The organism is Variovorax sp. OK212, assembly GCF_900112425.1.
Lineage (GTDB): Bacteria > Pseudomonadota > Gammaproteobacteria > Burkholderiales > Burkholderiaceae_C > Variovorax.
Genome location: NZ_FOLP01000058.1, coordinates 1 through 1,867, shown reverse-complemented (window position 1 = coordinate 1,867; position 1,867 = coordinate 1). Strand labels below are relative to the sequence as shown.

Sequence of the window (1,867 nt, the reverse complement as noted above, 5' to 3'; positions counted from 1 at the left end):
CCCACACCGAGACGTCGAAGCTGAACGGGGTCTTCTGCAGCACCGCATCCGAGCCGTCGAGGCGGTAGGCGTCCTGCATCCAGGCCAGGCGGTTGCACAGCGCAAGGTGGCGGTTCGCCGTGCCCTTGGGGCGGCCAGTGGAGCCCGAGGTGTAGATCACGTAGGCGAGGTGCTCGCCGTGCAGGTCGAGTTCGGGGTCGGCCTCCGACTCAGCGGACAGGTCGAGTGTGTCCAGTGCCAGAACTTCCAACGCCTCGGTGCCCGGCACCTGCAGGTGACTTTGCGTGAGCAGCAAGGCGATGCCGCTGTCCTCGACCATGTAGGCCAGGCGGTCGGCCGGGTACTCCGGGTCCAGCGGCACATACGCGCCCCCGGCCTTGAGGATCGCGAGGATGCCCACCACCATCTCGACGGAACGTTCTGCCACGATGCCGACCTTGCTCTCGGGCTTTACGCCCAAGGCGATCAGCCGGTGCGCCAGGCGGTTCGCCCGTGCGTTGAGTTCGCCGTAGCTCAGGGACTGGTCGCCGAACGCCAGCGCGGGAGCGTCGGGGCGTTCACGCACCTGCTGCTCGATCAGCCGGTGCACCGGCTGCTCACCCGCGTGGCGCTGCCCGTTCACGCTCCACCGCCGCAGCTGTGCACGCTCGGCCTCACCCAGAAGCTCCACCTCGCTGACCGCATGTTCGGGCTGCCGAGCCAGGGCCTCGACGACGCCCTGAAGTGCCGCTTCCATCAGGCCGCAGACGCGCTGCGCATCGAGCGTCCGGCTGACCTGCGCGATCAGCACGAAGGCATCGCCCAGGTCATTGACCAGCATCGACATCGGGAAGTTGGTGCGCTCCCGGTCTCCCAGCACCGCCATGCCTTCGAGTCCCAACGCCAGCGACGCACCATCGCCCTGCGGCGTGTGGCGGTAGTTGAGCAGCGTGGAGAACAACGGCGTGCTCGCCGGCAGCCCGCTGCAACGTTGCGCAAGCGACAGGCTCGCATGCTCGTGATGCAGCAAGGCGCTGAGCGCCGTATGCGTCTGGCGCAGGCTCTGCGCCACGCCTTGGGCGCCCAGCCGCACGCGCAACGGCAGCGTGTTGATGAAAAGACCCAGCGCGCGGGCCGCGCCTTCGTTCTGCATGCGGCCGAACAGCACGGTGCCGAACACCACGTCGTCCTTGCCGCTGGCCTTGCCCACCACCATCGCCCAGGCCAGGTGGAACAGCGTCGCCGCGCTCACGCCATGGCGCTGCGCCTGCTGCCGCAGCCGCAAGGCAAGGCCCGTCTCCAGCGACAGGCGTGCCTCGTCGACCTCGAGCCCGTCGCCCTGCACGTCCAGCAGGTTGAAGGGTGCCGTGGGTTCCTGCACGTCGCCCAGCATCTGGCGGAAGAACGTCTCGTGCTCCGCCTGGCTCACGCCCAGGCGCGCCTGCGCCACGAAGCGCCTGAACGCCACCGGTGCCGCCAATGCGTCCGCGCGGCCCTGCTGGATCAGCGCGATCTCCTCGACGATCAGCTTCAGCGTCGTGTTGTCGTCTACCAAGTGGTGGCTGAGGATCTGCAGCAGCCACTTGCCGGTGGCCGCGTCGTGGGCGGCGATGGCACCGAGCATCGGCGCGCGGCGCACGTCGATGCGGTAGTGCCTCGGGTCGACCGTGGCGTCGAGCTGCTGTGCGCTCTCCAGCCACTGCAGCTGCAGCACGGCATGCCGGTACACCACCTGCACCGGCTCGGGCAGCCCCTCCCACAGCACCGCCGTGCGCAGGATGTCGTGCCGTGCGATCACCTCGTTGAAGCTCGCGACGAACCGCTCCAGCCGCTCCCGGCTGTCGAAGCTCAGGCTGTTCAGCGTCACGTACGCATCGCCCTCGGTCTG

1 protein-coding gene is annotated in these 1,867 nt (G+C 68.8%); it reads right to left on the bottom strand.

Annotated elements, in window-relative coordinates; translation table 11 throughout:
- Positions 1–1,867, bottom strand: a 1,867-nt coding sequence (locus BM004_RS40475; RefSeq protein WP_143120488.1) for an AMP-binding protein, incomplete at both ends; no start/stop codon positions are given.